The 24368-nt window shown below is 62.7% G+C and carries 24 protein-coding genes; 18 read left to right on the top strand and 6 right to left on the bottom strand.

The window, feature by feature from the left end; translation table 11 throughout:
• Positions 1-25: 25 nt before the first annotated feature.
• Both I6F17_RS01400 and I6F17_RS01395 read right to left on the bottom strand, forming a co-directional pair.
• Positions 26-1264, bottom strand: a complete 1239-nt coding sequence (locus I6F17_RS01400; RefSeq protein ID WP_225123769.1) for an FAD-dependent oxidoreductase — start codon at positions 1262-1264, stop codon at positions 26-28.
• The gene (locus I6F17_RS01395; RefSeq protein WP_225123768.1) at positions 1261-1584 is read right to left on the bottom strand and encodes a 2Fe-2S iron-sulfur cluster-binding protein; all 324 of its coding nucleotides are present in this window, start codon (positions 1582-1584) and stop codon (positions 1261-1263) included. The genes I6F17_RS01400 and I6F17_RS01395 overlap by 4 nt, the downstream gene beginning before the upstream one ends.
• A gap of 309 nt (positions 1585-1893) precedes the next feature.
• Here I6F17_RS01395 and I6F17_RS01390 point away from each other — a divergent pair, with 309 nt between their 5' ends.
• From I6F17_RS01390 to I6F17_RS01350, 9 genes are all read left to right on the top strand, one after another.
• A complete protein-coding gene (locus tag I6F17_RS01390) occupies positions 1894-3489 on the top strand; it encodes an amidohydrolase (protein ID WP_225123767.1) in 1596 nt (531 codons plus the stop codon).
• 56 nt (positions 3490-3545) lie between these two features.
• On the top strand, positions 3546-4904 hold the full coding sequence (locus I6F17_RS01385) for an aromatic ring-hydroxylating dioxygenase subunit alpha (protein WP_128263618.1): 1359 nt from the start codon (positions 3546-3548) through the stop codon (positions 4902-4904).
• 35 nt (positions 4905-4939) lie between these two features.
• A complete protein-coding gene (locus I6F17_RS01380; protein WP_225123766.1) occupies positions 4940-6382 on the top strand; it encodes a glutamine synthetase family protein in 1443 nt (480 codons plus the stop codon).
• Positions 6383-6465: 83 nt separating this feature from the next.
• Positions 6466-7590 (top strand): ABC transporter substrate-binding protein, encoded by a 1125-nt coding sequence (locus tag I6F17_RS01375; RefSeq protein WP_225123849.1) that lies wholly within the window; start codon positions 6466-6468, stop codon positions 7588-7590.
• Between the two features lie 64 nt (positions 7591-7654).
• A complete protein-coding gene (locus I6F17_RS01370) occupies positions 7655-7813 on the top strand; it encodes a hypothetical protein (protein WP_157783994.1) in 159 nt (52 codons plus the stop codon).
• Positions 7813-8682 (top strand): branched-chain amino acid ABC transporter permease, encoded by an 870-nt coding sequence (locus I6F17_RS01365; protein ID WP_036004151.1) that lies wholly within the window; start codon positions 7813-7815, stop codon positions 8680-8682. The genes I6F17_RS01370 and I6F17_RS01365 overlap by 1 nt, the downstream gene beginning before the upstream one ends.
• A gap of 16 nt (positions 8683-8698) precedes the next feature.
• The gene (locus tag I6F17_RS01360; RefSeq protein ID WP_036026083.1) at positions 8699-9688 is read left to right on the top strand and encodes a branched-chain amino acid ABC transporter permease; all 990 of its coding nucleotides are present in this window, start codon (positions 8699-8701) and stop codon (positions 9686-9688) included.
• A 32-nt stretch (positions 9689-9720) separates the two neighbouring features.
• The gene (locus tag I6F17_RS01355) at positions 9721-10452 is read left to right on the top strand and encodes an ABC transporter ATP-binding protein (RefSeq protein WP_225112739.1); all 732 of its coding nucleotides are present in this window, start codon (positions 9721-9723) and stop codon (positions 10450-10452) included.
• Entirely contained in the window at positions 10433-11146 is a 714-nt protein-coding gene (locus tag I6F17_RS01350) for an ABC transporter ATP-binding protein (protein WP_036037979.1), read from the top strand. Before I6F17_RS01355 ends, I6F17_RS01350 begins: the two co-directional genes overlap by 20 nt.
• 478 nt (positions 11147-11624) lie before the next feature.
• On the opposite strand, the gene I6F17_RS01345 is transcribed toward I6F17_RS01350, so the two are convergent.
• Both I6F17_RS01345 and I6F17_RS01340 read right to left on the bottom strand, forming a co-directional pair.
• Positions 11625-11903: a hypothetical protein gene (locus tag I6F17_RS01345; protein ID WP_036038021.1), complete on the bottom strand. Its 279-nt coding sequence runs from the start codon at positions 11901-11903 to the stop codon at positions 11625-11627.
• Between the two features lie 809 nt (positions 11904-12712).
• Positions 12713-13471 carry an SDR family NAD(P)-dependent oxidoreductase gene (locus tag I6F17_RS01340; RefSeq protein WP_225123765.1) on the bottom strand — a complete coding sequence of 253 codons (759 nt, stop codon included), beginning with the start codon at positions 13469-13471 and terminating at the stop codon, positions 12713-12715.
• Between the two features lie 164 nt (positions 13472-13635).
• Between I6F17_RS01340 and I6F17_RS01335 the strand changes: the two genes are divergently transcribed.
• Genes I6F17_RS01335 through I6F17_RS01310 form a run of 6 tightly spaced genes read left to right on the top strand, consistent with a single transcriptional unit; the run spans position 13636 to position 19515 of the window.
• Positions 13636-14901, top strand: a complete 1266-nt coding sequence (locus I6F17_RS01335; protein ID WP_225123764.1) for an extracellular solute-binding protein — start codon at positions 13636-13638, stop codon at positions 14899-14901.
• A gap of 2 nt (positions 14902-14903) precedes the next feature.
• Positions 14904-15857, top strand: coding sequence for a sugar ABC transporter permease (locus I6F17_RS01330; RefSeq protein ID WP_225123763.1), 954 nt, complete (start codon positions 14904-14906; stop codon positions 15855-15857).
• On the top strand, positions 15850-16695 hold the full coding sequence (locus I6F17_RS01325; protein WP_128263611.1) for a carbohydrate ABC transporter permease: 846 nt from the start codon (positions 15850-15852) through the stop codon (positions 16693-16695). The genes I6F17_RS01330 and I6F17_RS01325 overlap by 8 nt, the downstream gene beginning before the upstream one ends.
• A gap of 21 nt (positions 16696-16716) precedes the next feature.
• Positions 16717-17814 (top strand): Gfo/Idh/MocA family oxidoreductase, encoded by a 1098-nt coding sequence (locus tag I6F17_RS01320; RefSeq protein WP_225123762.1) that lies wholly within the window; start codon positions 16717-16719, stop codon positions 17812-17814.
• Positions 17815-17824: 10 nt separating this feature from the next.
• On the top strand, positions 17825-18469 hold the full coding sequence (locus I6F17_RS01315) for a ThuA domain-containing protein (protein WP_036004213.1): 645 nt from the start codon (positions 17825-17827) through the stop codon (positions 18467-18469).
• On the top strand, positions 18466-19515 hold the full coding sequence (locus I6F17_RS01310; RefSeq protein WP_225123761.1) for a LacI family DNA-binding transcriptional regulator: 1050 nt from the start codon (positions 18466-18468) through the stop codon (positions 19513-19515). Before I6F17_RS01315 ends, I6F17_RS01310 begins: the two co-directional genes overlap by 4 nt.
• Positions 19516-19517: 2 nt before the next feature.
• On the opposite strand, the gene I6F17_RS01305 is transcribed toward I6F17_RS01310, so the two are convergent.
• Positions 19518-20405, bottom strand: a complete 888-nt coding sequence (locus I6F17_RS01305; protein WP_225123760.1) for a hypothetical protein — start codon at positions 20403-20405, stop codon at positions 19518-19520.
• A 273-nt stretch (positions 20406-20678) separates the two neighbouring features.
• Between I6F17_RS01305 and groES the strand changes: the two genes are divergently transcribed.
• The 3 genes from groES to I6F17_RS01290 all read left to right on the top strand — a co-directional run bounded on the left by groES (position 20679) and on the right by I6F17_RS01290 (position 23061).
• Positions 20679-20993, top strand: a complete 315-nt coding sequence (gene groES / locus I6F17_RS01300; protein ID WP_036020204.1) for a co-chaperone GroES — start codon at positions 20679-20681, stop codon at positions 20991-20993.
• A gap of 36 nt (positions 20994-21029) precedes the next feature.
• Entirely contained in the window at positions 21030-22649 is a 1620-nt protein-coding gene (gene groL / locus I6F17_RS01295) for a chaperonin GroEL (protein WP_225123759.1), read from the top strand.
• A 79-nt stretch (positions 22650-22728) separates the two neighbouring features.
• Positions 22729-23061: a hypothetical protein gene (locus I6F17_RS01290; RefSeq protein ID WP_036002054.1), complete on the top strand. Its 333-nt coding sequence runs from the start codon at positions 22729-22731 to the stop codon at positions 23059-23061.
• A 344-nt stretch (positions 23062-23405) separates the two neighbouring features.
• Here the strand turns inward: I6F17_RS01290 and rpoH are convergent, their stop codons facing one another.
• Positions 23406-24293, bottom strand: coding sequence for an RNA polymerase sigma factor RpoH (gene rpoH / locus I6F17_RS01285; RefSeq protein WP_225123758.1), 888 nt, complete (start codon positions 24291-24293; stop codon positions 23406-23408).
• Between the last annotated feature and the right edge of the window lie 75 nt (positions 24294-24368).

Genomic DNA, 24368 nt, shown 5'->3' with positions numbered 1-24368 from the left:
GCGAGAACCATCACAAATCCGCGCGCTAGGCGCCAGCCTTGTCTCCGGCTGTCACCAGGGATTTGAGGTCAAAGGAAGGGTCTGCGGCTTGCTCCGGTGCGGGGGAGATCCCCGCGGCAATCAGGCGTCGGGCTGCCATTTGCTCGCCTGGCCGGTTGACGCTGTCCACCGCAACCAATCGGCCCTGGCGATAGTAGAAGACCGAGAACCTTCCGTCGTCGACCGAACCGCGGACCGCCTGCCGATCATATCGTCCGGCCAGCCCGACGATCTGCAGCTTGACGTCGTATTGGTCGGACCAGAACCTCGGCACATTCTCATAGGGCGCTCGAGCGCCGGCGATCGCCAATCCAGCGGCCTTCGCTTGATCCTGGGCGTTTTGCACCGATTCCAATCTCACCCAGCTTTCGCAAAAGCGGTTGAAGTGGTTGGCGCAGTCACCGGCCGCGAAAATGTCCGATGTTTCGCATTGTCCGTGCGCGTCAACAACAATTCCATTCGTGCATCTAAGCCCCGCCGAGCGCGCGATCTCGTCATTGGCGACACCACCAATCCCCACCAGCACCAGGTCGGCGTGGACAACGGCACCGTTGCCCAGCACGACAGCGGAAACTTTTCGATCGTTTCCTTTGAAGGAAGCAACCGTTTCGTCGAGCATCACGTCGACGCCAGCCCGCAAATGCGTATCAAGAAGAAAGGTCGACAAGACCGGCGAGACGGCACGTTCAAGCAGGCGGCTGCTCGCTTCCATGACGGTGACCTTCTTGCCCAGCTTTGCCGCGGAGGCCGCAACTTCCAGCCCTATGAAGCCGCCCCCGACGATGACGATCTCCGCAGCATTGGCCAGACCTGCCTTCAGGTCGATCGCATCGGTCACCGAACGCAGATAGAAAATTCCATCGAAGTCCGCGCCCTCAACCGCGATGCGCCGCGCGCGCGAGCCCGTGGCGATGAGGAGCTTTTCAAACCCCAGAGCCTTGTCGCCGGCCAGAGTGATCTGTCGCGCGCGCAAATCGAGCAGCGTGGCGCGCTGCCCAAGAACGAGATTGATCTGCTTGCCTTCGAAGAAAGTCTCGTCGCGCAAGATCAGATTTTGCTCGCTGATGTGCCCGAGAAGGAAGTCCTTGGATAGCGGCGGCCTCTGATAGGGCAGCCACTCTTCGTCGCACACGATGGTGATGGGCTGAGAATAGCCGGCCTCACGAGCCGTGAGAGCGGCTTGAACCCCGGCATATGATGCGCCGATGATGACCAGCCCTGTCATGATTGCCTCGCCGGCACATGGACCACCAACTCGTCGAGGGGGGCGGGCACCTTCAGCTGGCAACTCAGCCGACTGTTCGGCTTTCGCTCTCCCGAGACGGCGGACAGCAACTCGAGCTCTTCTTCGCTCGGCTGAGGGACAGAGCTTGCTTGTTCTTCATCGACGTAAACGTGACAGGTCGCGCAATCGAGGCAGCCGCCGCATTCGCCGTCGATGCCGTGAATACCGTTGCGGACGGCCGCGAGCATCACGCTCACGTCGCGTCCGACCTCGATGGATCTTCCGCTGCCGTCCTGCTGGACAAATCTCACTCGCGGCATCCGACCTCCGTTACCAAGTTGTTCGATCTAAGAACATACGTTCGTTAGATGGTTACAGCAGTTCTGGCGGGCCCTCAATCCCGACTTGTTTGCCGCCGCTGCGGTTCCGTTAGGCAGGTTCTGCGGAAATATTTTGCTTGCTTGCGCGTCACATTGGAGTCATTCTGAACAATAACGAACTAATGTTCGTCTAGCGAACAAACAATGGGGCAAGGTGCGATGAAGCTGACGACAGCGATCGTGGGAGTGGTGCTGACATCAGGCGCGGCGTTTGCCCAGCAGCAGGAGGCCAATGCTCCCTCGCTTGCCTTGATCAACGGCAAGATTCTCACCATGGACGGTCAGTCAAAGGTTGCGGAAGCGCTTGCCGTTCGCGACGGAAGAATCTTGGCCGTAGGAGATGCGGCGACGATCAAGGCGTTGGCCGGAAATCGCACCCGCACGATCGACTTGCAGGGCAAGACTGTCGTTCCCGGGCTGATCGACACGCACGCGCATTTCAAGGCTGCCGGTTTGTCCGACTACGTCGTCAACATGAGCGGCGCCAAGACTGTTGCGGATGCCCTCGCAAGCATCAAGCAGTTCGTGGCGAAGAAAAAGCCCGGCGAGTGGATCATCGGAAGCGCCTGGCATCCCCCGTCACAGCTCGCGGAAAAGCGTTACCTGACACGCCAGGAAATCGACGGCGTCGCGCCGAACAATCCGGTCTATCTCCGGACCGTTGGCCACTTCTCGATGGCCAATTCGATGGCGCTCGAGAAGGCCGGCGTAACCAAGGCCACGCCAAACCCAAGCGGCGGATCGTTTGAGCGCGACAGTGCCGGTGACCTGACCGGCGTTCTGGTCGAGACGGCGATCGACAACGTGGAAAAGGCCGTTCCGGAGTGGACGGCGGACGACGAGTTTCGCCAATTCAAGCTCGCGGAAGGCATGCTGAACTCGTTCGGGATCACCAGCGCCGTGGAAGGGGCCACCTCGCCCAGGGACATCGCGGCCCTGCAGCGCGTGGCGCAGGCCGGTGAAGCAACGCTACGGGTCGGTCTCATGTGGCGCCCGGAGCCCCCCGCTGAGAACGCGGCCTGGGAGGCCATCATGCGAGGCAACGGCGCCTCCTCGGGCTTTGGCGATGACTGGCTGAAGTTCGCCGGAATCAAGATCCTTTACGATGGCGGCATGACGCTCAAGACGGCGCTCATGCGCGAGGCCTATCCAGACTCGCATGATGACTACCACGGCATTGCCCAGCAATCGCCGCAACGCCTCAAGGAGCTGGTGTCCATTTGCAATCGCCACAATTGGCGCGTGGGTGTCCATGCCGTCGGCGACAAGGGCATCGACCACGTCCTTGATGCATTCGAAGCGGCCGACAAGGAGAAATCGATCAAGGATCGGCGTTTCGTCCTGATCCATGGAAGCTTGATAGTGCCCGAGCAAATGGAGCGCGCAAAGCGCCTCGGTGTGAGAGTCGACCTCCAGAACGTTTTCATGTGGGACAAGGCGGCCACCGTCGAACGTTTCCTGGGTGCGGCGGTCGCCAATCGGGCCGTGCCTACGAAAACTCTCATCGAGAAGGTGGGGCTGAACAGCCTCGGCGCCGGCACCGACTTCCCGGTGAACACGATCAATCCCTTCATCAACATGTATGTCATGGTGACCCGCAAGGATCGCGCCGGAGGCGTTTATGGTGCGAACGAAGCCATCAGCCGCGAGCAGGCGCTGCGCCTCTACACCAGCGCGGCATCGCATTATATGTTCGAAGAGAACGAGAAGGGGACGATCGAGGCCGGAAAACTCGCGGACCTGACCGTGTTGTCGGCGGACCTCATGACGGTCCCCGAGGAGCAGATCAAAGACATCAAAGCCGACCTGACGATCGTCGGCGGCAAGATCGTGTTTCAGCGTTAGTCTGCGTCCCGATAGCATGAGGACGCATCTCGAAGCCGAGAGAGGAGATCCAAGTCATGATGAGCCAAGAGCAGAACGACCTCATTACCCGCATCGGACCGAAGGCGCCTGCGGGAAAGCTGATGCGGATGTATTGGCAGCCTGCTGCGCTCGTCGACGAACTCGCGGAGGGGCGCCCCATCAAGGCCGTCAAGCTTCTCGGTGAGAACTTCGTTCTGTTCAAGGACGAAACGGGGCGCTATGGCCTGCTCGATCGCGACTGCCCGCATCGGGGCGCCGACCTTGCCTTCGGCCGGCTCGAGAACGGTGGCCTGCGCTGCGCCTTCCACGGGTGGCTGTTCGACGTCACGGGACAGTGTCTCGAAACGCCCGCCGAGCCTGTAAACTCCTCGCTCTGCAAAAACATCAAGCAGCGGTCCTACCCCGTCGTGGAGAAGGGTGGAATCCTGTGGGCGTATTTGGGTGAAGGCGAGCCGCCCGCGTTTCCGGAGATCGACTGCTTCGCGGCGCCGGACGAATACACCTTCGCCTTCAAGGGCCTGATCGAATGCAATTGGCTGCAGGCGCTGGAAGTCGGCATCGACCCGGCTCACGCCTCGTTCCTTCACCGGTTCTTCGAGGATGAGGATACATCGGCGGCCTATGGCAAGCAGTTTCGCGGTGCGTCGGCCGACTCGGAAATGCCCATGACGAAGGTCCTGCGCGAGTACGACCGGCCGATCATCAACGTCGAGCACACCGAATACGGCCTGCGGCTCATCGCCTTGCGAGAAATCGACGAGCAGCGCACCCACGTTCGCGTCACCAACCAGCTATTCCCGCATGCGTTCGTCATTCCGATGAGCACGGAGATGACGATTACCCAGTGGCACGTGCCCGTCGACGACGTGAATTGCTATTGGTATGCGATTTTCACCAGCTACGCCGCGCCCGTCGACAAGGCAAAAATGCGCGCGCAGCGCCTCGAGCTTTACGAGCTGCCGGAATACCGCTCGCGGAAGAACAAGTCGAACGACTACGGCTTCGACCCGCACGAGCAGGCGACCGAGACTTACACCGGCATGGGCGCGGACATCAACGTCCACGACCAGTGGGCCGTCGAGTCGATGGGCGCTATTCAGGACCGGACGCGTGAGCATCTCGGCCAATCCGACAAGGCGATCATTCAGTACCGCCGGCTGCTTCGCCAGGAGATCGAGAAGGTGGCCTCCGGGGGCAAGCCGCTGTTGTTCCTCGACGCTGCCAGCGCGCGCAGCATCCAGGGGCCGGCCACAATGGACGGCATCGGTCCGACGAAGGGCTGGGAAACCTACTGGATGGAAGTGGACGTCAAGCGTCGTCGGGGCGCTCCCTGGGCCGCGCCGGTGCCCGCCGAGCTCGCCAAGAAGGTGCCCCACCTGACCGCCGCCGAATAGCCCAGGCCCGGCCCAGCTCAGCAAAGGAGATGTCGTTGAGTTTCGTCGAAAAGCACGGTCTCTGGTCGGCCGAACAGAAGGAGGCTGCCATCCGCATGCGGCGGATGGCGGAGGAGCAGGAGTTGCATACGATCCGGCTCTCCTTTCCGGACCAGCACGGCATCTTGCGCGGCAAGGCGCTGGTCGCTTCCGAGGCGCTCTCGTCGATCGAGAGCGGCTGCTCGATAACGACGACATTGCTCGCGAAAGATACCTCTCACCGCACGGTGTTTCCCGTCTTCACCGCCGGCGGCGGGTTCGGGATGCACGAGATGCAGGGGGGAGGCGACATCTTGATGGTCGCTGATCCCACCACCTTCAAGGTTCTCCCCTGGGCATCAAAAACCGGGTGGGTGCTTTGCGACCTCTACTTCTCCGATGGACGACCCGTGCCCTTCGCCTCCAGGGGCCTGTATCAATCCGTGCTGGGGCAGCTCAAAGACCGGGGCTATGATTTCAAAGCGGGCCTCGAGGTCGAATGCCACATCTTCAGAGTCGAGAATCCCCGACTGGCGCCTTGGGACGCCGGCAGTCCCGGCCAACCGGGTGAGCCTCCGGAGGTCAGCCTGCTTTCGCAGGGCTATCAGTACCTGACGGAGCAACGTTACGACCAGATGGAGCCTGCGCTCGAACTGATCAGGCAAAACATCGTGGCGCTGGGCTTGCCGCTTCGGTCGATCGAGTTGGAGTACGGGCCGAGCCAGTGCGAGTTCGTGTTCCAGCCCACCGTCGGCATTGAGCCGGCGGACACCATGGTGCTGTTTCGTACGGCAGTGAAGCAGATCTGCAACCGCCACGGCTATCACGCGACCTTCATGTGCCGGCCGCGGATACCGAACGTGATGTCATCGGGGTGGCACCTTCACCAATCGCTGGTCTCCCGAACAGACGGCGTCAACGCGTTCATGACCAGCGAACCGGCCGGCCTGTCGAACCTCGGCAAGCACTACATGGCCGGGCTGCTGGAGCATGCCAGGGCATCCGCGGTCTTCTCGACGCCGACGATCAATGGCTACAAGCGCTACCGTTCCTATTCGCTGGCTCCGGATCGGGCGATCTGGGGACGCGACAACAGGGGCGTCATGATCCGCGTGCTGGGCGGTCCCGACGATAAAGCCACCCGGCTCGAAAACAGGATCGGCGAGCCGGCCGCAAACCCCTATCTGTACATGGCGTCGCAGATTCTGGCCGGCCTCAACGGCATTGATCGCCAGCTCGATCCCGGTCCGTCGGCGGACACTCCCTACGAGACCAAGGCGAACCTCCTGCCGACCTCCTTGCGCGAGGCGGTGTTCGCGTTGCGCGATGACCCCTTCTTCCGCGAGGCTCTGGGAGAGAAATTCGTCGACTACTACGTTTTCATCAAGAACGCGGAAATCGAGCGCTTCCAATCGACGGTCACCGAGTGGGAGCAGCGAGAATATTTCGAAATGTTCTGAAACAGCATCACCGAAGCGGGAGATAGAGAGACATGAGTTTGAGGTTTGGACTTGTTGGGGCCGTCGCGATTGCCACTGCCTGGATGTCGCCGGCGCAGTGCGACACCATCAAGGTGGGGATCATCGGCACCATGTCCGGTCCGTATGCCTTGTTCGGCCAGAACTTCAAGTACGGCATTGACGCCTGGGTGGCCAAGCATGGATCGAAAGTCGGCGATCATCAGATCGAGTTCGTCTATCGCGACGAAGAATCACCGAACCCCGCCAAGTCGAAATCATTGGCTCAGGAGTTGATCGTCAAGGAGAAGGTTCAGTACATCGCGGGACTGTACTTCACTCCGGACGCCCTGGCCGTCGCTCCACTTCTCGAGGAAGCGAAGGTGCCTATGATCGTCATGAACGCCGCGACGTCCGCGATCGTGGAGAAGAGCCCCTACATCGTGCGGACGTCCTTTACGATGTGGCAGAACACGGTCCCCGCGGCGAAGGTGGCGAAGGCCAGAGCGGCCAAGAAGGTGGCGATCGCCGTCAGCGATTACGGCCCCGGCATCGATGCCGAATCAGCCTTCAAAAAGACGTTCGAGGCAGATGGAGGCACCATCGTCCAATCGATCAGGATGCCGCTCAATACGACCGATTTCGGCCCGATCATGCAAAGGATCAAGGATTCCGGCGCAGACATGATCTTCACGTTCTTGCCGGCCGGTCCGCCAACCCTGGGGTTCGTCAAGGCCTATATCGACAACGGGCTGAAAGCGTCTGGCGTGAAGTTGTTGTCCACGGGTGATGTCGTGACCGAGCCCGATCTTCCGACTATCGGTGACAGCGGCGTAGGCATCCTGTCGACTTACCACTACGCGGTCTCGCATGACTCTTCAGAGAACAAAACCTTCCTGGCCGATCTGATCAAGGCCGGCGCCAAGGCTGACGACATCACCATGGCGTCGGTCGCGGCCTATGACGGTGCTCGGCTCATCTACAAGATGGTTGAGGCCACGAACGGTCAAAAGGATCCGGACAAAGCCCTTGCGGCCGTGAAGGGCATGAAATGGGTCAGTCCGCGCGGCCCCGTGTCGATCGACCCGGATACCCGGCATATTCGTCAGAACGTTTATCTGCGCGAAGTCGTGAAGCAGGACGGCAAGCTCCTCAACAAGGAACTGCAAACGTTCGATGCGCAGCCGGACTGGGGCCTGGCGAAGAACTAGGGCGGATCGCTCGCGATGTAAATCTCGCGAGCAATCTCTTCATCGTGTTGGATAAGGGCCCGGAATGAGTGGTCGGTCGCAGTCTATTCGCTTCGTCAACGGTCGCATCTATCGCGATGCCAGCGACCGGATGATACCCGGCTTGACGGACGCGCACATCCACCTGTTCGGGCTGGCTGCCGAGCGGCTCCAGATCCGAAAAGCCGCGGAAGCATTCAACTAATGGCGTGGACGGGTCTCAGCATCGGGCTAGATGCCCTCTCGTACGGCATGGTGCTTTTCATCATCTCCATCGGCCTGTCCATCATGATGGGCCTGATGAGGGTAGTGAACCTCGCTCATGGCGCATTTGCGATGATCGGGGGATATCTCGCGTCTTTTGCGCTCAAGAACGCGGGAGTTGGATATCCACTCGCGATTGTCCTGGCGGTCCTCGGCACGATCGCGATCGCCTTTCCGCTCGAGTTTCTTCTCTACCGCCGGATTTATCGCAAGTCCGATGAGCTGACCCAGATATTGCTCACGATCGGCATCGCGTTCGTCATCATTGGCGTTGCCAACTACATTCTTGGCCCGACAACCAAATCCATTCCGCTGCCTCCGCTGCTGAGCGGTCCCGTCGATCTCGGCTTCCGAATGATCCCGGCTCATCGGATTTTCGTGACGATTTGCGGAGTGTGCACCGCGGGCTTGCTCTGGCTACTGATCGACCGCACCGAGTTTGGGATCCGGCTGCGTGCCGCGGTCGACAACGGTGACATGGCCGAGTCGCTCGGAATCAAAACGCAGATCCTTTTTTCCGCGACCTTTGCGCTTGCGGTCGGCCTGGCGGCGTTCGGGGGCGTGGTGGGCGCCGAACTGCTGCCCGTCGAACCTTTTTACGCGCTCAGATATATGGTGACGTTCCTTGTCGTCGTCTCGGTCGGCGGGGCAGGATCGATCCCAGGCGCCGTGGCGGCATCGATATTGCTTGGCCTCGCGGACACGACCGGCAAGTACCTTGCACCCGAATATGGTGAGTTCTTCTTCTATCTTGCGGTCATCCTGGTCGTGTTTCTGTTCCCGAACGGCCTTTTGGGCAGGAGGCACTGACGTGACCGATCGAGCCATGGTCGATGGCGTGAGCCCGCCGCGCTTTTCCGTGCCGCTTGAGCTGCGCGCTGTCGCAATCACGCTGGCGCTCGGAGTGCTCGGTTACACGCTTTTTCCGGATGACCTCGCGTTTCTGACGCGACTGATCAGCATCACGCTTCTGGTGCTGTCGCTCGATCTGGTCACGGGGTATTGCGGTGTCGCCACCCTTGGACATGCTGCGATCTACGGTGTGAGCGCCTACGTCGTGGGTAACGCCTGCCTTGCCGGACATTCCGACCCCCTGCTGTTGTTGCTCGTGGGGGCGGTGGCCGGTGCCGTGATGGGGCTGGTCTCAGGCGTCCTTGTCACGAGGTTCAAGGGTCTTCCCCAGCTCGTGCTATCCATTGCCGTCGGACAGCTCGTCGCGGCGCTAGCCAACAAACTGTCCAGCCTGACGGGCGGAAGCGACGGATTGTCCGGCATTTCGCCTGGACGAGTCTTCGGGGTCTATGCGTTCGACATGTATGGTCGCACCGGCTACGTGTTCTCCGTTGCGGTGCTCATGGTCGTGTTCGTGGTGCTGCTTCGAATCGTGCACTCTCCGTTCGGCCTGCTTTGTCAGGCAATCAAGGATGACAGCCTGCGAGCTCGGATGATCGGTGCCCGCGTGTATCCCCGGCTCGTGCTGATGTATGGCGTGTCGGGGGTTGTTGGCGGAATTGGTGGTGCTCTCAATGCCATCAATACGGGCGTCGTGGGACTGGATAGCATCGGATTTGAGCGGTCGGCTGAAGCTCTCGTCATGCTGGTCCTGGGTGGCGCAGGCAGTCTCTGGGGCGCGCTGATCGGATCCATCGTCTTCCAAGTGTTCGAGCACTACGTCTCGGCTGCGAATCCATTCCATTGGATGACCATGGTCGGTGCGCTGCTGATCGCGGTCGTTTTGTTCGCCCCGAAAGGCCTGGTGTCCCTGGGAGGCTTGCTTGCTGGTCGCACCGCCTCGGTGATGAGGAGGCGCCCGTGAGCCGGCCGCTGCTCGAACTGCGAAACGTTTCGATGTCCTTCGGCGGGATGCGGGTCAACGATGATATTTCCTTCAGTATCGGGAAGGGAGAAAGGGTCGCGTTGATTGGCCCGAACGGCGCCGGCAAAACCACGCTCGTCAACGTCATCTCCGGCGACTTGACCCCTTCACAGGGCGCCGTCCACCTCGCCGGGGTTGATGTGACCGCGCTACCGATTTCCGATCGCGTCGACGCCGGCTTGATCCGGACATTTCAGATTACGAGGCTCTTCAAGAGCCTGACGGTCGCACAAAACGTCGCGCTCGCCGTGATGCAACGAAAGGGGCTCACGAGAAGCATGTTTTCCTCCCCGATGGATCGGCCGGACGTTCGTCGGGAGTGGGAGCGGGCCCTTGGAACGCTCGGTATCGCCCATCTGGCCGACAGGCAGGTCTCGCAACTGGCGTACGGTCAGCAGCGCCTTCTTGACTTGGCAATCGGGCTTGCTCTCGAGCCGAAGGTCCTGCTCCTGGACGAGCCCGCGGCAGGGGTTCCGTCGGAGGAGTCCTCCAAGATCATCGAGGCGATCGACAGATTGCCATCTGATATCGCGGTCTTGATGATCGAGCATGACATGGACCTGGTGTTCAAATTTGCCCGCCGTGTGCTCGTTCTCGCCAACGGAAAGCTGATCTTCCAGGGCGATCCGGCAGAAGTCACGCACCATCAGGAAGTCCGTCGAGCTTATCTAGGTAGCTACGCAGATGCCCGCCACGCGTCTTGAAGTCAAAGGTCTCAGTGCCGGGTATGGCCCCACCCGTATCATCGATCACATGTCGTTCGAGGTCTTGCCCGGAGGTCGTCTCAGCGTCCTTGGTCGAAACGGAGTCGGCAAGACGACCTTGCTCGCATCGCTGATGGGTCTGACGACCCATCATGGGGGAAAAGTATTCCTGGGCGAGGCTGATCTCACGGATACCAAGGCATCGACACGCGCTCAACGAGGTCTCGGTTACGTACCGCAGACACGCGACATATTTCGGTCGCTGACGGTGGAAGAAAACCTGGTCGCGGGTCTCAAGGGTCGAGGTCGAGAGGCACTTGAAGAGGTCTACGTGATGTTTCCGAGGTTGGCTGAACGTCGACGCCATTTCGGGACGCAACTATCGGGCGGCGAGCAGCAGATGCTCTCGCTCGCCAGGACGCTGCTGGGAAGGCCTTCAGTTCTCCTCTTGGATGAGCCGCTCGAGGGGCTCGCGCCGGTGATCTGCGATCAGATCATGGAAATCATCACCGCGCTGGCGAGTTCTGGTGAGATGACCATCGTTTTGGTCGAGCAGCAGATCGAACGAGCGCTGCGCTTTGCCGATCATGTCATGGTGGTTGAACGCGGCAAAGCGGTCTGGAGTGGGGAATGCGCGCACTTGCGCGACGCCCCCAAGATGGTCGAGCGCCTGCTCGGCGTTGGGGTGCACTGAGGAATGCGGCGTCCCTGTCATTGAGACAATGGGCAAGCTCGTATCACCCTTGTCCCTTCCGGCGACCGGGTTTGGCCGTAGCGCTCGCCCGGAAAAGCGAACCGGCAGCACGATCGCACGCCAAAGGGCCGGACAAATTGCTCCCTTGCCGCAAGGCGCTCAAGGATCCGCCAAGCGCGATCAGTTCAGCCTTCCAAGCAGTCTTCGGATGATCTTCCGCAAGTTTTCGGCGTACTCATCGACGACCTGACGCCTCTCGGCCGATGGCGGCAGCTGACATTCGTCGTCCCCGTCCGGCGACGGAGGATCCGTCTTGGATCTCCCGCGCAGGATCGAGGCGATCGGCTTTGTCACTTTCACGGGACCTCTGACCTCTGATGCACGACGCGTGTCGTTCAGGCTAGGTGCCAGTTCCATCTGCCGCCTTCACACAAGTTAAGTCGCCGGAGCGGGTCGTCTGCATCGGCTTCGCCGCGCGCTAGGTGCACGAGGCGGTCGGATCGCACTTCGGGCAGCGGCCGTCGGCGGCTGCGCCGAGCTGACGGCCGAGCTCGGCCCTGAGAGCCTCCTTGTCCCATTCGGCGCCGTCGCATCTGACGATTCGCTTGGCGCGCTCGAAGGCGTGACTCTCGGCGGCGTCATCGCCGATGCGGACGATCACGTCCCGATGGAACGGGCAGGCCGTCGTCGCGCGGGTCGTCTCCAGGGCGTAGCGCACGACCTCGGTGAGATCGTCGGTGTCAATGTCGGCAAGCATGTCGGTTCTCCTGATCGGCATCCTCCCTTGTCCAGACCATGCATTGGCTTCGACGAAAATCGGCCTCGGGCTCGATGGGAGCGCCGAGGCCGATTGTTCGCGTGGCTCTTCCATCCAGGGTCTGAACTCGTCCAGCAAACCCGCGCTGCCGATCTTCGTTCCATCGAACTCTCCGGCGGAGCCGCTCTCCGGCCGACTCCATGTTCGCGGTCTTCTGCACTCTCCGTGAAAGCGGCGCCGGGAAGGCCTCGAAATCCAAACGTCGCTCGCTCCGGCAAAGGGGACCTCGAAAAAGCGTTCCCGATGCCAACACAAGACTATCGTCGGCGTCGCAAACATGTCTTGATCCAGCTCAAAGGAGGCGGCGGTATTCGACCGAACGCTTCTCGATCGGCAACCTGCTTACAAGCGCTGCGCGATGTCTTCACCGCTGCTCGCGTCAATCCGTTCAGGACATCTGCGTAAGTATTGGCCCGCAATTTCCAGGTCGCCGCGCCGGGCGCATATCTCCAGCATGGAGCGCAACGTCATCTTCAAATGCCCCCGCACGGGAATGAACGTGCAGCACTGGCTTCCCGGCACAGCCTCCGACGCCGCGGACACGCACGTCCCCGTCCGGTGTCCCGCTTGCGCCTCGCTGCACTTCGTCAATGTCGCCAGCGGCAAGACCTTGAGCGAGGGCATCGGTCGGCCACGCGCGACCACGGCGCCAGCCGGTCACAACCAGCCTGAGCCATCGCGTCCTTGACTTCGTGAGTTTCGCGCTGCCGCGCCCGGATCAGATTTTCCGACTGGATCCTCAAGGCATCTCAGACCCAGCCACCATCGACGATATAGTGCTGGGCGGTGCAGGCGGACGCCTCGTCGGAGGCGAGGAAGACGGTGAACTTTGCAACCTCGTCCGGCATGAGCCGGCGCTTCAGGCATTGTCGCTGCTGCAGCTCGATCTCGCCGGCCGGCGTCATCCATTTCTCGAGCTGCCGCTCGGTCATGATCCAGCCTGGCGCGATCGCATTGACTCGGATGTTGTAGGGGCCGTAGTCGCGCGCCAGCGAGCGCGTCAGCCCGATCACGCCTGACTTGCTCGCGGTGTAGGCGGCCATGCCGCCTTGTCCTGCAATCCACGACACCGAGCCGAAATTGATGATGGCGCCGGCATTGGCCGCCTTCATGTCCGGCAACACGGCTTGCGATGCGAAGAACTGGTGCTTCAGATTCACCGCGATGCGGTCGTCCCAGTAGTCCGGCGTCATCTCCTCGGTGTTGTGCCGCTCGTCATGCGCGGCGTTGTTGATCAGGATGTTGATCGGACCATGTGCTTTGCGTGCCGCGACGACGCCGGCACGCAGCGCGGGGATGTCGGTGAGATCGACGTGTTGGAAATGCGCAGCCAGTCCCTGCTCGGACAGTTCCCGTGCCAAACGCTGTCCCTCGTCGATCTTGATGTCGAAGAACACGACCTTGGATTTCTGCTCCGCGAAGCGCCGCACGATCGCAGCGCCGATGCCGGCTGCGCCGCCGGTGACGAGCACGACCTTGCCGGCGAGGTCGGAATAGATGGCAGCCATTGGGCACCTCGGTTTGTTACGGCCGGCGCGGCGCGCCGCAGCCGACTCTTTTCCGAACCTTAGCCATTCCGTTGATGAGGTGCATAGATCAGAATTTGTGTTGCGTACCTCAAAAATTGAGGGCAGGATTGCGTTCAAAGAATAAAAGTCGTCGGGAGGATGTGATGAGATTGCTCGGGAAACTGGGACTCGCCGCTGCCGCATGCCTGCTTTGGGCCAGTTCCGCGTCAGCCGACACCACGGTCAAATGGCTGCACATCGAGGTCAACCCGGCCCAGGTGAAGATCTGGGAGGAGGTCGCACGCAGCTATGAGGCGTCGCACCCCGGTGTGAAGGTCGAGATGCAGTTCCTCGAGAACGAGGCCTACAAGGCCAAGCTGCCGACCATCCTGCAATCGAAGGACCGGCCGCACATCATCTATAGCTGGGCCGGCGGAGTGCTGAAGACCCAGATCGAGGCCGGCGTGCTGGAAGACATCACCGCTTCCGTGAAGAGCGGCGGCTACAGCGACACGATCGCACCGGCAGCGCTCGCCGCTTTCACCAGCAATGGCAAGGTCTATGGCCTGCCGACCGCGCTGTCGCAGGTCGGCTTCCTCTACAACAAGGACTTGATGGCCAAGGGCAATGTCGATGCGAGCAAGATCAAGACATGGGACGATCTGCTCGGCGCGGTGAAAACGCTGAGGGCCGCGGGCGTGACGCCGATCGTGGTTGGCGGTGCCGACAAATGGCCGCTGCATTTCTACTGGACGCATCTCGCAGTGCGCATCGGTGGCAAGCCGGCCTTCGATGCAGCGCTGAAGGGTGAGAATGGCGGCTTCGCCGGCGAGACCTTCCAGAAATCCGGCGAGCTGTTCAAGCAGCTGGTCGATCTCCAGCCCTTCCAGAACGGCTTCCTCGGCTTCAAGAATCCGCAGGCCGTCGGCTATTTCGGTGACGGCAAGGCCGCGATGATCCTGGCCATCTCGTCCTTCTATCACACTCAGCGCGCACTCGCCGCCGACAAGGTCGGTCTCAGCGACGACAAGCTCGGCTGGTTCGATTTTCCGGTGGTACCCGGCGGCAAGGGTGAGCCGTCAGACACGCTCGGCGGCATCACCGGTTGGTTGATCACCAAGGGCGCGCCCAAGGAAGCCACCGACTTCCTGAAATTTTTCATCTCCAAGGACGTGCAGGCCCGGCTTGCCGCCGGCAACTTCATCGTTCCCGTCGTCAAGGGCGGTGAGGCCGGCCTCAACAGCGCCTTCATGAAGCAGATCGCGGCCAATCTGGCGAAGTCCAACTATCACCAGAACTTCTATGACCAGAGCCTCGGTCCGTCGGTCGGCCGCGTCGTCAACGACGTCACGGCTGAGATCGCCGGTGGCAGCATGAGCCCGCAGAACGCAGCGAAAGCCATCGAAGCGGCGTACAAGCAGGGTAACTGATTGTGGCGCGACGGATCGCGATCACCTCGCCGATCGGCGTTGCCGGTGAGGCGGCCCCCCAGGTCGGGATTCGTGGCTCGGTTCGTGGCCCAGGCGGGGATGGCCGCTTCACCGTCCTGATCTTGTTCCTGCCGCCCGCGCTGCTGCTGTTCACGCTGTTCGTGGTGCTGCCGATCGGCGAGGCCGCCTGGTACTCGGGCTTCAACTGGAATGGGTTCGGCAGGCCGACCAACTGGATCGGCCTCGACAATTACCGCTTCGTGCTGGAGACGCGGGCCTTCTGGCTCGCGCTGCGCAACAACGGGCTGATCATCGCCGTCTCGCTCGCGATTCAGCTCCCGCTCGCGCTGACCCTGGCCTTAATGCTGGCCGAAAAGTTTCGTGGCGCCGTGGCGCTACGCATGCTGTTCTTCATGCCCTATATCCTGGCCGAGATCGCGACCGGGCTGATCTTCAGCTTCGTCTATGACGGCGATTACGGCCTCGTCGCTTCGATCTGGCGCACGTTCGGCGCCGAGCCTCCGCATCTGTTGGCCTCGACCGACACGGCGATGCTGGCGGTGCTGATCGTGGTGGTCTGGAAATATTTCGGCTTCCACATGATGCTGTTCATCGCCGCGCTCCAGAGCCTCGACAAAAACCTGGTCGAGGCCGCCCGTATCGACGGCGCGACGCGGACGCAGACGCTGCGCCACGTCGTGATCCCCTTGCTCTATCCGACGATCCGCCTGTCGGTGTTCTTCGCCATCATCGGATCGCTGCAGCTGTTCGATCTCGTCATGCCGCTGACGCGCGGCGGACCGGCCGATTCCTCCAACACGTTGGTGAGCTTTCTCTACAACAATGGCATCTCGCGCATGCGCGTCGGCTATGGCAGCGCCATCGGCGTCATCCTGTTCGCGATCTGCGTGACCTTTGCCTTCACCTACAAGCGATGGTTCATGCGCGATGAATAGTGTCGGGGCTAGACGCGCATTCGATCCCGCAGCGCTGTTCAAGGCGCTGTTCCTCGGCCTGGTCGCGATCTTCGTCCTGGTGCCGTTGCTCGCGACCCTGCTCGGCGGCTTCAAGTCGCTTGGCGAGCTCCGTGTCAATCCGTTCGGCCTGCCCGCACAATGGGAATGGCAGAACTACGCCGACATCCTGTTCTCGGCGCGCTACTGGCAGCTCCTGCGCAATTCGCTTGTCATCTCGACGCTGGCGGTGGCGCTGACCCTGATCACGGCTTCGATGGCCGCGTTCACCTTCGCCCATGTCAGGTTCTTCGGCTCATCGATGCTGCTCAGCTATCTGACGCTGGGCCTGCTGTTTCCCGCCGCGACCGCCGTGCTGCCTCTGTTCATCAAGGTGCGGGATCTCGGCCTGCTCGATACCTATTTCGGCGTCGCGCTGCCGCAGGTGGCGTTCAGCCTCGCCATGAGCGTGCTGCTGCTACGCCGCTTCTTCAAGGACATTCCCTATGAGCTGCTCGAGGCCGCGCTGGTCGACGGCTGCAGCTACATCAAGTTCTTCCGCTATGTGACGCTGCCCTTGTCGCGTCCGATCCTGGCGACGGTCGGCACCATCACCTTCGTCAACAGCTGGAACGCCTACCTGCTGCCACTGGTGATGCTGAACACCGACGCGCTGTATCCCTGGCCGCTCGGCATCATGGTCTACCAGGGCGAATACTCGTCCGAATGGCACCTGATCCTGGCCTTCATCACACTCACCATCCTGCCCACGATCATTCTGTTCCTGCTGGCGCAGAAGCACATCGTGGCCGGCCTCACCGCGGGCGCGGTCAAGGGATGAGCCGTATTCTGAGGAGATAACATGAGAAAAGTCGGCATCGGAATCATCGGCTGCGGGGTGATCAGCACCGCCTACCTCAAGGCGGCCCAGCGCTTTCCGTTCATGGAGGTCAGGGCGCTCGCCGACATGCGCAGCGAGATTGCGGAGCGCCAGGGCGCGGCCTTCGGCTTGCCGGGAATGCGGGTCGACCAATTGTTGAAGCGAGACGATGTCGAAATCATCGTCAATCTCACGGTGCCGCTCGCCCACACCGATGTCAGCCTGGCGGTGCTGAACGCCGGCAAGCACGTTCACTCGGAGAAGCCGCTCGGCATCAATGTCGCTGAAGCGCGCAAGGTCATGGAGCTTGCCGCGCAGAAGAACCTGCGCGTCGGCTGCGCGCCCGACACGTTTCTTGGCGGCGGCCATCAGACCGCGCGCAAGCTGATCGACGACGGCGCGATCGGCACGCCCGTCGCGGGCAGCGTTTTCTTCGGCTGCCCCGGCCACGAGCGCTGGCACCCGGCGCCCGGCTTCTATTACCTGCGCGGCGGCGGGCCGATGCTCGACATGGGGCCGTATTACATCACCGACCTCGTGCAATTGCTTGGTCCGGTCGCCAGCGTGATGGGCTCGACCGCGCGCCCCAAAACCGAGCGCCTCGTCACCAGCCAGCCGATGAACGGCGCGCTGATTCCGGTCGAGGTCGCGACCCATGTCGCGGGGACGCTGGAGTTCGAGAGCGGCGCCGTCGTGTCGATCACGATGAGCTTCGACGTGCCGAAACATCGGCATGCGCCGATCGAGATCTACGGCGACAAGGGCAGCATGCTGGTGCCGGATCCAAATCGCTTCGGCGGCGAGGTTCAGGTGGCGAGGACCGGCGGCGAATGGGAGGCGATGCCGCTGACGCACGGCCACGTCGAGGGCGAGTTCCGCTCGATCGGCGTCGCCGACATGGCGTCCGCGATCCTGAACGACCGACCGCATCGCGCCAGCGGCGCGCTCGCCCTCCACGTGCTGGAGGTGATGGAGGCGTTCCAGACCTCCGCCGACGAGGGCCGCCGCGTCGACATCGAGAGCCGCGTCGAGCGGCCGGCGATGCTGCCGGCGGGACGTGAAACCGGACAGATCGACTGAGGGTATGACCATGCGCAAGGCAATGATTGTATGGGGTGGCTGGCCGGGACACGATCCCGATCTCTGCGCGTCGATGATCCGCGGCTGGCTGAAGGCCGAAGGCTTCGAGGTGCGGATCGAAACCACGACGGCAGCCTTCGCCGATCCCGCGATCCACGATCTGTCGCTGATCATACCTATCTACACGATGTCGAAGATCGAGAAGGCGGAAGCGCTCAACCTCTGCGATGCGGTGCGCAGCGGCGTCGGGCTTGCCGGCCATCATGGCGGCATGTGCGATGCCTTCCGCGAATCGGTCGATTACCAGTTCCTGTGCGGCGGGCAATGGGTCGCCCATCCCGGCAACATCATCGACTACAAGGTCGACTTGACGAAGCCGGATGATCCGATCATGACGGGTCTGAAGAGCTTCGAGCATCGGTCCGAGCAATATTACATGCATGTCGATCCCGCCATCGAGGTCCTGGCAACGACGACCTTCACCGGTGAGCACGCGCCCTGGATCGAGGGCGTGGTGATGCCGGTGGTGTGGAAGAAGCGCTATGGCGCGGGGAGGGTATTCTATTCCTCGCTGGGCCACCGCGCCTACGAGCTCGACGTGCCGGAGATCCGGACGTTGATGACCCGCGGCATGCTGTGGGCCGCGCGCGAATGACTGAAGGCGCGACCCAGCCGGTGATTCGGGCCACGCTCGAGGACGTCGCGCGCGCGGCGGGCGTTTCGCTCGCCACCGTCGATCGCGTCGTCAACCGGCGCGAGGGTGTCCGCGCCAAGACCGTCGCGCGCGTCGAGGCCGCGGTGGCAAAGCTCGGCTATCGCGCCGATCTTGCCGCGGCGCGGCTCGCCCGCGGGCAGACCTTCCGCTTCGCTTTCGTGCTGCCGACCGGCAGCAACAGCTTCATGACCAACCTCAGCGAGCAGGTCGCGCGCACCGCGGACTGGCTCGCCGGCCATCGCGGCTTCATCGACATCCACCATGTCGACGTGTTCGACCCCGATGTCCTTGCCCGAGCGCTGGAGAACCTCTCGCCGGCCTATCAGGGCGTCGCCGTCATCGCGCTCGATCATCCCCGGGTGCGCGCTGCGATCGACGAGCTCGTCGCGCGCGGGGTTGCCGTGGTCACCCTGGTGTCAGACGCGCCGAGCTCGTCCCGGGTACATTATGTCGGGATCGACAATCCGGCCGCGGGCCGCACCGCCGCCACGTTGATGGGACGCTTCCTTGCCGGGCGCGAGGGCACCGTCGCCGTGATTGCGGGATCGTTGTCGCTGCGCGACCACACCGAACGGCAGTTCGGCTTCCACCAGATCCTGTCGAGCGAGTATGCGAGCCTGTCCGCACTGCCCGTCATCGAGGGGCGCGATGACAGCGACCGCACCCGGGACCTCACGGCCGCGCTGCTCGCCCGCCATGCCGACCTCCGCGGCATCTATTGTTGCGGCGCCGGAAACCGCGGCATCGCCGATGCGCTCGAGGCCTCGGGCCGCGCGCGCGAGGTGGTCTGGATCACCCATGAGCTGACCGAGCACACCAGGCGGTTCCTGGTGCGCGGCACGCTCGACGCCGTCATCAACCAGGATGCCGGCCATGAGGCGCGGTCTGCGGCGCGAGTGCTGCTCGCCCATTGTTCGGGCGAGCCGATCAGCCCCGACCAGGAGCGCATCCGCATCGACATCTTTTTGCGGGATAATCTGCCGTAGAATTATCCCTCGTACTGATCCGGCCCCATCGCCCAGGACGACTCGTCGTGGCCGAAGGCGTAATTGCGGTTGTTGAGCGCCGGATTGCGATTGACCATCGGACGCATGAACATCGGATGGGTCACTGAGCGCACCTCGTGCTCGACCGTGAACAGCGGCTTTCCGCTATCGAGGTCGACGATGTCGCAAAACCGGTACTGGTATTGATTGTCCTCGCGCGAGATCAGCTTGCGCGCAAGCAGCTTGCGGTAGGGGCCGGAGAAGTCGGTGATGTACATCTGCACATGGTGGCCGTCATAATCGGCTTGCGGCCGGTCGGTCTCGCGAAACAGCAGATGCTGTTTGCGGCCCGTCTTCACGGCGGCCACAGTGCCATCGCCGTTCCGCAAGCTCGCGGGCATGCCCATGACTTCAGGGTAGAAGGCGCAGATGCCGGCCGCCGATCCCATGGGCACGTCGAACTCGACATAGGGAATGCCGAGCGCGATCCGGCCGAACCGCGCGGCGTCGGGCTCGTAGCAGCGCACGCGGTTGCCCCAGGGGCAAACCGCCTCGACATGGTCGTTGTGCTCCCTGAACGCGAACGCCGTGCCCTCGAGCTTCTTTGCGACCGCCCCGAGCCGCGCCAGCAGCGCCTCGCGGCCTTCGATGACCAGGCCAATGTGTCCGCGCAGCACCTGCGGCCGGCCGCTCGGCAGATGAAACTGGCTCCGCCCGGCGTTGATCCACATGTTGGTGTCGGACACCATCAGATAGGGATCGCGGGTGAGCCCGAGCCCGGCGACGTAGAACAGCGTGGCGAGGCGCTGGTCCGGGACCTGGATGTTGACGTGCTCGAAATGGATTGCGTTGCCGAGATCTTCTGCGGACCGGTCGAATTGTTGCGGCATGGGTGTGCACTTCTCGCTGGGGACGAACGGGTGCATCTTAAAGCATAGTTTCCGGCCGTCGAAATTTTCCGCCGGTCACCTCCTGCCGGCGCGGACGACATGCCGATTGCCGTCTCGCCAGCCGCCGCTGCTTCCACGGAGGCGCCCTGCGACAGTTTTTTCCTGCTGTGACCCTTGAACGGAATTCGACCCATTCCTAGGTCGTTTGCCGCCCGGGGGCCGGTTCCGGACCCGGATTTTGGACATCGCTGAACCTACCCAAGGAGGATGTGCATGCATTTCCGCCCGTTGCACGACCGTGTGCTCGTGCGCCGCATCGATGCCGAGGAGAAGACCGCCGGCGGCATCATCATTCCCGACACCGCCAAGGAGAAGCCGCAGCAGGGCGAGGTCATCGCCGTGGGGCCGGGCGGGCGAAACGAGCAGGGCCAGCTTGTGCCGCTCGACGTCAAGGTCGGCGACCGGGTGCTGTTCGGCAAGTGGTCGGGCACGGAGGTTAAGATCGACGGCGAGGAGCTGTTGATCATGAAGGAAAGCGATCTTCTCGGCGTGGCCGAGCAGGCCGGCACGCTGAAGAAGGCGGCGTAACGCTGACAGTCATCGAACGGAAAGGAGTTTAACAACATGGCTACCAAGGACGTGAAGTTCGCGACCGAGGCCCGCGAGCGCATGCTGCAGGGCGTCGACACACTGGCGAATGCGGTGAAGGTCACGCTCGGTCCAAAGGGACGCAACGTCGTCCTCGAGAAATCGTTCGGCGCGCCTCGCATCACCAAGGACGGCGTCACCGTCGCCAAGGAAATCGAGCTCGAGGACAAGTTCGAGAATATGGGCGCCCAGATGGTGCGCGAGGTCGCCTCGAAGACCAGTGATCTCGCCGGAGACGGCACCACCACGGCGACCGTGCTGGCGCAGGCCATCGTCAAGGAGGGCGCCAAGGCCGTCGCGGCCGGCATGAATCCGATGGACCTCAAGCGCGGCGTCGACCTTGCCGTGGACGCGATCGTGGCCGACCTCAAGTCGCACGCCAAGAAGATCACCTCTAACGACGAGATCGCCCAGGTCGGCACCATCTCGGCCAACGGCGACACCGAGATCGGCCGCTTCCTGGCGGATGCGATGCAGAAGGTCGGCAATGAGGGCGTGATCACGGTCGAGGAAGCGAAGAGCCTGCACACCGAGCTCGAAGTGGTCGAGGGCATGCAGTTCGACCGCGGCTACATCTCGCCCTATTTCGTCACCAACGCCGAGAAGATGAAGGCCGAGCTCGAAGATCCCTATGTGCTGATCCACGAGAAGAAGCTGTCGGGCCTGCAGACCGTGCTGCCGCTGCTGGAGCAGGTCGTGCAATCCGGCAAGCCGCTCCTGATCATCGCGGAGGAGGTCGAGGGTGAGGCGCTGGCGACGCTGGTCGTCAACCGCCTGCGCGGCGGCCTGAAGGTGGCAGCCGTCAAGGCGCCGGGCTTCGGCGACCGCCGCAAGGCGATGCTGGAGGATATCGCGATCCTCACCGGCGGCACCGTGATCTCCGAAGATCTCGGCATCAAGCTCGAGAACGTCACCGTGAAGATGCTGGGCCGTGCCAAGAAAGTGGTGATCGAGAAGGAGAACACGACGATCGTCGACGGCGCCGGCGCCAAGAAGGACATCGAGGCGCGCAGCCAGCAGATCAGGGCGCAGATCGAGGAAACCACCTCGGACTACGACCGCGAGAAACTGCAGGAGCGCCTCGCCAAGCTCGCCGGCGGCGTCGCGGTGATCCGGGTTGGCGGCGCGACCGAGGTCGAGGTCAAGGAGCGCAAGGATCGCGTCGACGACGCTCTGCATGCGACCCGGGCCGCGGTCGAGGAAGGCATCCTGCCGGGCGGCGGCGTGGCACTGCTGCGCGCGCTCAAGGCGCTCGACGGCGTCAAGACCGCCAATCCCGACCAGAAGGCGGGCGTGGAGATCGTGCGCCGCGCCATCCAGGTCCCGGCGCGGCAGATCGTGCAGAATGCGGGTGAGGACGGCTCCGTCGTCGTCGGCAAGCTGCTCGAGAACCAGACCTACACCTGGGGCTTCAATGCCGCGACCGGCGAGTACCAGGACCTGGTCCAGGCCGGCGTGATCGATCCTGCCAAGGTGGTGCGCACCGCCTTGCAGGACGCGGCCTCGGTGGCCTCGCTGCTCATCACGACCGAAGCGCTGGTGGCCGAGAAGCCGAAGAAGACGGAAGCGCCGAGCGCTCCCGCGATGGACTTCTAAGGACGGGCGAGCCCGGCCGAACGGCCGGGCTCGTTTGCCATGGATCTGTGACTGTGTTCTCGAACGAAAGGAGGATGAAATGATCAAGGATCGTGCTTTCTCCGCTCGCGGGGAAACCACTCGGAAAACGTTGCGGCGGCTCGCCGCCTTGGCCGTTGGGGCTGGCCTCTCGCTGGTGCCTTTTGCGGCCTTTGGCGCCGAAAGCCCCGGCCCTGCCGCCAAGACGGCGGACAGTTTTGAGCGGCTCGCCTTGCCGCCGATCCCGTACCTGGACACGATGCCGTGGTCGAGCTGGGATCGGGGCAGCCCGACCATGAAGGTGGACACATTGCTGCCGGTCCTCGGGCCATCCGGGATCCGGCTCGACCTCACGCCGCCTGATCGAGACAAGCCGGAGCCCGCCACGAGCTGAAACGGGGGAGCGGCCGGCGAGGCCGCTCCTCATTCGTTCAGCCACTCATCGCTCAGGCGAAAGGAGGATCATCAGATGAGAGGCATTGTCCTCGCCGTCGCTGTGTTGGGCATGGCCAATGGGCTCCAGGCCAAGGAGGCCGACACGCCTCGTGCCGAGATGCGGAGCTCGGCCGAGCCCGCCCGGCAGCTTGCGACCAGTTCCGTGGGAGCGTCTCGGAGCAATCCGGGGAAGTCCGGCCAGACCGAGCGCAGGAGCCGGGAATTTTCGCCCGAACGTCTCGTCCCCGATATCTGCAGGGGATGCTGATCGGCCTTGGCCGATCAGCATCCTTCTTCGCTCGCCTAATGCGACGTCGCAAGGCGCGCGTCATCGAGACGTGCGAACATCTTCACCTTGATCCGCTGCAGCGCGCGCGCCTCGATCTGTCGGACGCGCTCGCGCGAGATGGCGAACTTGCCGGCGAGCGCATCCAGCGTCTGCTGCGGCTCGTCGAGATATCGCGCCTCGACGATGCTGCGCTCCCGCGGTGTCAGCGCAGCGAGTGCATCGGCGAGGGCAGCCTTGGTGCGTTCACGGTCGGCCGCGTCCAGCAGCAGACTCTCCGGATCGGGAGAGGGATCCACCAGCCGGTCCTGCCATTGGTCGCCTTCCGTCTCGACGCTGATCGGCGCGTTGAGTGAGATGTCGCCGCGCAGCCGGCCGTTCATCTCGGCGACCTCGGCTTCCCTCACGTCGAGATGCCTCGCGATAGATGTCAGCTGATCCGTCCGGAGATCGCCGTCCTCCGCGACGCCAAGCCTGCTCTTCAGCTTGCGCAGGTTGAAGAACAGCTTCTTCTGCGCAGCAGTGGTGCCCAGCTTGACGAGCGACCATGATCGCAGGATGTATTCCTGAACCGAGGCCTTGATCCACCAGGAGGCATAGGTCGCAAGCCGGAAGCCTTTCTCGGGATCGAACCGCTTGACGGCCAGCATCAGCCCGACATTGGCCTCCGAGATGAGGTCGGCGATGGCGAGGCCATAGCGGCGATATTGCAGCGCGATCTTCGCCGCGAGCCGCAAATGGCTCGTCACCAGTCGATAGGCGGCGTCACGATCGCCGCAATCGCGCAATCGCCTCGCATAGTCGGCTTCATCCGATGCCTCGAGCAGCGGAAACCGATGGATCTCCTTGAGATAGCGGGATAGCCCGCTTTCCCCGTGAAGGGAAGGAAGTGAGGCAACCAACATCGCGCCCTCCCTCACGAGCACCGTTCGCCCCGATCCGGGGCGCCTTGCCGGTCCATCCGACGATCCAGGTGAAGC

It is taken from the genome of Bradyrhizobium sp. NBAIM18, assembly GCF_020193825.1.
GTDB lineage: Bacteria > Pseudomonadota > Alphaproteobacteria > Rhizobiales > Xanthobacteraceae > Bradyrhizobium > Bradyrhizobium yuanmingense.
The sequence above is the reverse complement of the archived record's forward strand: the minus strand, read 5'-3'. Positions and strand labels throughout refer to the sequence as shown.